The sequence below is a fragment of the Burkholderia sp. E168m23 genome (genome assembly GCF_016586125.1).
Taxonomy (GTDB): Bacteria; Pseudomonadota; Gammaproteobacteria; order Burkholderiales; family Burkholderiaceae; genus Burkholderia; species Burkholderia orbicola.
The window spans coordinates 1-6283 of the sequence record NZ_BCPP01000376.1 but is presented as its reverse complement, the minus strand read 5'-3'; the positions used below and the strand labels follow the sequence as shown (position 1 = coordinate 6283).

At 68.8% G+C, this 6283-nt stretch carries 6 protein-coding genes; 4 read left to right on the top strand and 2 right to left on the bottom strand.

What is annotated here, in order from left to right; translation table 11 throughout:
• The 3 genes from hprK to JMF90_RS19440 all read left to right on the top strand — a co-directional run.
• A partial coding sequence (hprK, locus tag JMF90_RS19450) for an HPr(Ser) kinase/phosphatase (protein WP_201325330.1) occupies positions 1-921 on the top strand: 921 nt, incomplete at its 5' end.
• A 74-nt stretch (positions 922-995) separates the two neighbouring features.
• The gene (rapZ, locus tag JMF90_RS19445) at positions 996-1904 is read left to right on the top strand and encodes an RNase adapter RapZ (RefSeq protein WP_006477783.1); all 909 of its coding nucleotides are present in this window, start codon (positions 996-998) and stop codon (positions 1902-1904) included.
• 27 nt (positions 1905-1931) lie between these two features.
• Positions 1932-2567: an LON peptidase substrate-binding domain-containing protein gene (locus JMF90_RS19440; RefSeq protein ID WP_011546241.1), complete on the top strand. Its 636-nt coding sequence runs from the start codon at positions 1932-1934 to the stop codon at positions 2565-2567.
• A gap of 114 nt (positions 2568-2681) precedes the next feature.
• On the opposite strand, the gene mutY is transcribed toward JMF90_RS19440, so the two are convergent.
• On the bottom strand, positions 2682-3788 hold the full coding sequence (mutY, locus tag JMF90_RS19435) for an A/G-specific adenine glycosylase (RefSeq protein ID WP_011546242.1): 1107 nt from the start codon (positions 3786-3788) through the stop codon (positions 2682-2684).
• Between the two features lie 24 nt (positions 3789-3812).
• Positions 3813-4640 carry a bifunctional DNA-formamidopyrimidine glycosylase/DNA-(apurinic or apyrimidinic site) lyase gene (gene mutM, locus JMF90_RS19430; protein WP_011546243.1) on the bottom strand — a complete coding sequence of 276 codons (828 nt, stop codon included), beginning with the start codon at positions 4638-4640 and terminating at the stop codon, positions 3813-3815.
• A gap of 246 nt (positions 4641-4886) precedes the next feature.
• Here mutM and JMF90_RS19425 point away from each other — a divergent pair.
• A partial coding sequence (locus JMF90_RS19425) for a tetratricopeptide repeat protein (protein ID WP_201325329.1) occupies positions 4887-6283 on the top strand: 1397 nt, incomplete at its 3' end.

Sequence of the window (6283 nt, the reverse complement as noted above, 5' to 3'; positions counted from 1 at the left end):
GCCACGCTGAAACTGAGCTGGCTGACGGGGCATGAAGGCTGGGAACGCGGCTTTTCGGCCGACACGGTCGGCAACGCAACGTCGAGCGCCGACCTCGTCGGCCACCTGAACCTGATCCACCCGAACCGGATCCAGGTGCTCGGCGAAGCCGAAATCGACTACTACCAGCGCCAGACCGACGAAGACCGTTCGCGCCACATGGCCGAGCTGATCGCGCTCGAACCGCCGTTCCTCGTCGTCGCCGGCGGTGCCGCGGCGCCGCCCGAACTGGTGCTGCGCTGCACGCGCTCGTCCACCCCGCTGTTCACGACGCCGATGTCGGCCGCCGCCGTGATCGACAGCCTGCGGCTCTACATGTCGCGCATCCTCGCGCCGCGCGCGACGCTGCACGGCGTGTTCCTCGACATTCTCGGGATGGGCGTGCTGCTGACCGGCGATTCGGGCCTCGGCAAGAGCGAACTCGGCCTCGAGCTGATCAGCCGCGGGCACGGCCTCGTCGCCGACGACGCGGTCGATTTCGTCCGTCTTGGCCCCGATTTCGTCGAAGGGCGCTGCCCGCCGCTGCTGCAGAACCTGCTCGAAGTGCGCGGCCTCGGCCTGCTCGACATCAAGACGATCTTCGGCGAAACCGCCGTGCGGCGGAAAATGAAGCTGAAGCTGATCGTTCAGCTCGTGCGGCGCCCCGACGGCGAATTCCAGCGCCTGCCGCTCGAAAGCCAGACCGTCGACGTGCTCGGGTTGCCGATCAGCAAGGTCACGATCCAGGTTGCGGCCGGCCGCAACCTCGCGGTGCTCGTCGAGGCGGCCGTCCGGAACACGATCCTGCAGTTGCGCGGAATCGACACGTTGCGCGATTTCATGGATCGGCAACGACTCGCGATGCAAGATCCCGACAGTCAGTTCCCCGGCAAACTGGTGTAACCCGCACGCGCCGGCCGCGCAACGCCGACGCGTCGAGCCGGTGCTATGATGAAACGTCAGGATTCTCTGTTCCCATGCGCATCGTCCTCATCACCGGCATCTCCGGCTCAGGCAAGTCCGTCGCGCTGAACGCGCTCGAAGACGCAGGCTATTACTGCGTCGACAACCTGCCGCCGCACGTGCTCCCCGAACTCGCCCGCTACCTCGCGCAGGACGGCCAGCGCCGGCTCGCGGTCGCGATCGACGCGCGCTCGAGCGCGTCGCTCGACGAAATGCCCGGGCTGATCCGCGAGCTGTCCCGCGAGCACGACGTGCGCGTACTGTTCCTCAACGCGAGCACCCAGGCGCTGATCCAGCGCTTCTCCGAAACGCGCCGCCGCCATCCGTTGTCCGGCTCGCGGTCGCACGATGCGGACGTCGGCCTGCTGTCGTCGCTCGAGGAAGCGATCGAGCGCGAGCGCGAACTCGTCGCGCCGCTCGCCGAATTCGGCCACCAGATCGATACCAGCACGCTGCGCGCGAACGCGCTGCGCACCTGGGTCAAGCGCTTCATCGAGCAAAAGAACAACGACCTGATGGTGATGTTCGAATCGTTCGGCTTCAAGCGCGGCGTGCCGCTTGACGCCGATCTGATGTTCGACGTGCGCGCGCTGCCGAATCCGTACTACGACCACCAGTTGCGCCCGCTCACCGGGCTCGACCAGCCGGTCATCGCCTTTCTCGACGCACTGCCGATCGTCCATCAGATGATCGACGACATCCATGCGTTCCTGATGAAATGGCTGCCGCACTTCCGCGATGACAACCGCAGCTACCTGACCGTCGCCATCGGCTGCACGGGCGGCCAGCATCGCTCGGTGTTCATCGCGGAAACGCTCGCCGCGCGCCTCGCGCGCGACGCGAACGTGATCGTGCGGCATCGTGACGCGCCAGTGGATGTCGACGCGTCGTCGCGGCTCGTCTCCGAGGTCGACCGACCCTAGCGACACCCGCCCCCACGCCCGCGCGCCATGTCCTCCCTATCGACCACCCTGATCGACCTGCCGCTGTTTCCGCTGCACACGGTGCTGTTTCCCGGAGGGCTGCTCCCGCTCAAGGTGTTCGAGGCGCGCTATCTCGACATGTCGCGCGCATGCCTGCGCGACGACGCACCGTTCGGCGTGTGCCTGCTGAAGAGCGGGCCCGAAGTCGCGCAGGACGGCGCGGTGTCGGTGCCCGAAACCATCGGCTGCATGGCGCGCATCACCGAATGCGATACCGGCGAATTCGGGATGCTGTATCTGCAGGCGGTCGGCACGCAGCGTTTCGAGCTGCTGTCGTATCGCGTCGAAGGCAACGGGCTGCTGGTCGGCATCGCGGAGCCGCTGCCCGACGACATCCCGCTCGAAGGCGAACAGGCACTCGCCCAGTTCGGCTCGTGCGCCGAGGTACTCGAGCGCATCATCGACGCGCTGAAGAAGTCCGATCCGGAGAAGATGCCGTTCGGCGAACCGTTCCGCCTCGACGATCCGAGCTGGGTGTCGAACCGCCTCGCCGAGCTGCTGCCGCTCGACCTGCGCGCGCGGCAGAAGCTGATGGAGTTTCCGGACGTCGGCGCGCGCATCGACGCCGTGCACCACGTACTCGACCGGCACGGCTGGCTGTAACTGCCGCGCCTGAGCCGCCGCGCATCGCGTGCCGCGTGCGCCCGACAACCTCTCCTGCGCGCGGCCACCCGGCACCTTCCCGAACGCGGCCGGCGCCGCGCCCTTCCCCGTTCGTTACAGCAGCGGCCCGCTCAGCGCATCGAGCAGCTTGCGCACGGGCGCCGGCACGCCGTACGCGTCGAGCCGGCTCAGCGGCACCCATGCGGTGTCCGCGTCGCGCGCCTGCGACGGCAGGCCACCGCCGTCCGCCAGATCGCTCAGCCGCGGCTCGATCTCGAGCCGGAAATGCGTGAACGTATGCGTGAGCGGCGCGAGCGGCACCGTGCCGCCGCCACCGAAGCCGCGTGCAAGCTCCGCGAGCGCGGCATCGCCGTCCGCTTGCGGCAGGCTCCACAGCCCGCCCCAGATCCCGGTCGGCGGCCGTCGCTCGAGCAGCACGGCGTCGCCGTCGCGCAGCACGAGCATCCAGGTCTTGCGCGTCGGCACGGCCTTCTTGGGCCGCGCGGCCGGCAGTTCGCGCTGGCGGCCGGTCGATTGCGCGACGCAGTCGCCCGCGAACGGGCAGCGCGCGCAGTCGGGCTTGCCGCGCACGCACAGCGTCGCGCCCAGATCCATCAGCCCCTGCGTATACGCGCTCACGTCGGCCGGGTTCGCGGCATCGGGCAGCAGCGATTCGGCGAGCGCCCACATGTCGTTCTCGACACGCTTCTCGCCCGGAAAGCCCTCGACGCCGAATACCCGCGCAAGCACGCGCTTCACGTTGCCGTCGAGGATCGTCGCGCGCGCACCGTACGCAAACGACGCGATCGCGGCGGCCGTCGAACGGCCGATGCCCGGCAGTTCGGCCAGCGCGTCGGGCGTCGCCGGAAACACGCCGCCGTGTTCGGCGACGACGACCTGCGCGCAGCGGTGCAGGTTGCGCGCGCGCGAGTAGTAGCCAAGGCCCGCCCACAGCGCCATCACGTCGTCGCTCGGCGCGGCCGCGAGCGCGGCGACGTCCGGGAAGCGGTCGAGAAAGCGCGTGTAATACGGAATGACGGTCGATACCTGCGTCTGCTGCAGCATGATTTCCGACAGCCAGATCCGGTACGGATCGCGGGTGTTCTGCCATGGCAGGTCATGGCGGCCATGCGCGCGCTGCCACGCGACGAGACGCGTGGCGAACGTGCGGTGCAGCGGCGTGACGGGGAACGGAGCGGGGGCGATGCGGGGCGGCTTCAAGTTATCGAATTGTGGAAAAGGGTTTCAACGCTGGCACGTCGGGCAGAAATAGGTCGACCGCTGGCCCTGCACGATCTGGCGAACCGGCGTGCCGCAAACGCGGCACGGCTGGCCGGCACGATCGTAGACGAAGCAGTCGAGCTGGAAGTAGCCGCTTTCGCCGTTGCTGCCGACGAAATCGCGCAATGTACTGCCGCCGCGCTCGATCGCGTCGGCGAGCGTCGCGCGCACCGCGTCGGCCAGCCGCTCGTAGCGCGGCAGTGAAACCTTGCCGGCGGCCGTCGTCGGCCGGATGCCGGCGCGAAACAGGCTCTCCGACGCATAGATGTTGCCGACACCGACGACCATGTCGCCCGCGAGCAGCGCCTGCTTGACCGACACCGTGCGGCCGCGCGTACGCGCATGCAGCAGCGCGCCGGTGAACGCCGGCGAGAACGGCTCGACGCCGAGGCTCGCGAGGAGCGGATGCGCATGCACGTCGCCTGCTTCGCGCGGGTGCCACAGCACGGCGCCGAAGCGGCGCGGATCGCGGAAGCGCAGCACGAATTCGTCGAAGATCCAGTCGATGTGGTCGTGCTTCGCGGCGACCGGCACGCCGGCCGCGGGCAGCACGCGCAGCGTGCCCGTCATCCCGAGATGGACGATGAACCAGCCCGCATCGACTTCGAACAGCAGGTACTTGCCGCGGCGCTCGACGGCGAGCACCTCGCGCGCGCGCAACTGCTCGGCGAGCCCCGCCGGCACGGGCCAGCGCAGCATCGCGGTACGGACGTCGACACGCTCGACGCGGCGGCCCGCGACAAAGGGCTCGATGCCCCGGCGCGTGACTTCGACTTCTGGCAACTCTGGCATGTTTTGCGGGTCTGAGGCTACGGTCTGTTTACAGGGTGAACGCGCATGCGGCGCCACGAGAACGGCCGTTCTCGCGGCAACCCCGAATGAAACACGGGAATGCCCGAAATCGCCCGTCTGGCAGCACGCGAGGCGGGCGATTTCGGGCATTCGCATGGGGGTTCCACAGGTAAGCGGACCCTATCACGATCGTGCGTGTATTGTAGCGAGCGCGTTACAATCGGTTGAAACATCGAACGGATTTCCATGACCCTGCCCTCGAAGCTGCTTCAGGAGCGCCCCGCCGCCGTGCGCGGCGCGCGCGCCTTCCCGGTCCGCCGTGCACTCGGTGCCGCGCTGTTTGCCGTCTGGACCCTCACCGCCTTTCCGGCCCACGCGCAGGATCCGGCATCGGACGATGCGGAGCCGCAGGGTGCGTTCGAGCATGTGATGCCGGACGAGCAGAAAAATCTCCCCGGCGTGCCGCTGACGAGCCAGATCGTCTACCAGGTGCTCGCCGCCGAGGTCGCGCTCCAGCGCAACCAGCCGGCGCCGGCCTACCAGACCTACCTCGCGCTGGCCCGCGACACGCGCGATCCGCGCATGGCGCAGCGCGCGACCGAAATCGCGCTCGGCGCGCAGAGCCCGGCCGACGCGCTGTCCGCCGCGAACCTGTGGCGTCAGTACGCACCGGATTCGAACCGGGCGTCGCAGGTCGACGCCGCGCTGCTGGTGCTCGCCGGCAAGCCGGCCGACGCGCAGCCGATGCTCGCGCGCGAGCTGGCCCGCGCGACCGGCGACACGCGCGGCCCGGCGATCCTCGCGCTGCAGGCGCTGCTCGTGCGCGGCCCCGACCGCGTCGGCGGCCTCGCGGTGCTGAAGGACATGCTGAAGAACGACATGAATCGCCCCGAGGCGCAGCTCGCGATCGCGCGGCAGCAGCTCGCGGTCGACGACAAGGACGGTGCCGCGCAGTCGCTGAAGCAGGCGCTGCAGATCCGCCCCGACTACCTGCCGGCAGCGTTGATGCTGTCGCAGATGGGGCCGGCGGAACGTGCGGCGGGCATCGCGTCGTTCGAGAAGTACGTTCAGCAGAATCCGAAGTCGCGCGACGCGCGGCTGGCGCTGTCGCAGCTCTATCTCGCCGACGATCGCCTCGACGATGCGCAAAAGCAGTTCGAGACGATGCGCAAGCTCGACGCGAAGGACCCGACGCCGTTGATGGCGCTCGCGCTGATCAAGATCCAGCAGAAGAAACTCGACGAGGCGACCGGCTACCTGAAGCAGTACGTGCAGCTCGGCGACAAGCAGCCGAACCTCGACGTCGGCCAGGGCTACATCTACCTCGCGCAGATCGCGATCGACCAGAACAACGACGCGCAGGCGTCGCAATGGCTCGACAAGGTCGACCAGACGAGCCAGCACTACCTGCCCGCGCAAATCACGCGCGCGCAGCTGCTGCAGAAACAGGGCAAGACCGACGAGGCGCGCAAGGTGCTCGACAACCTGCCGATCTCGGATCCGCGCGATGCGGCCGTGGTGGCGCGCACCGATGCGTCGATCCTGTTCACGGCGAAGCGCTATCCGGAAGCGGAGGCGCGGCTCGGGCAGGCCGTCCAGGACTTCCCGGACGACCCCGACCTGCGCTACGACTACGCGATGGC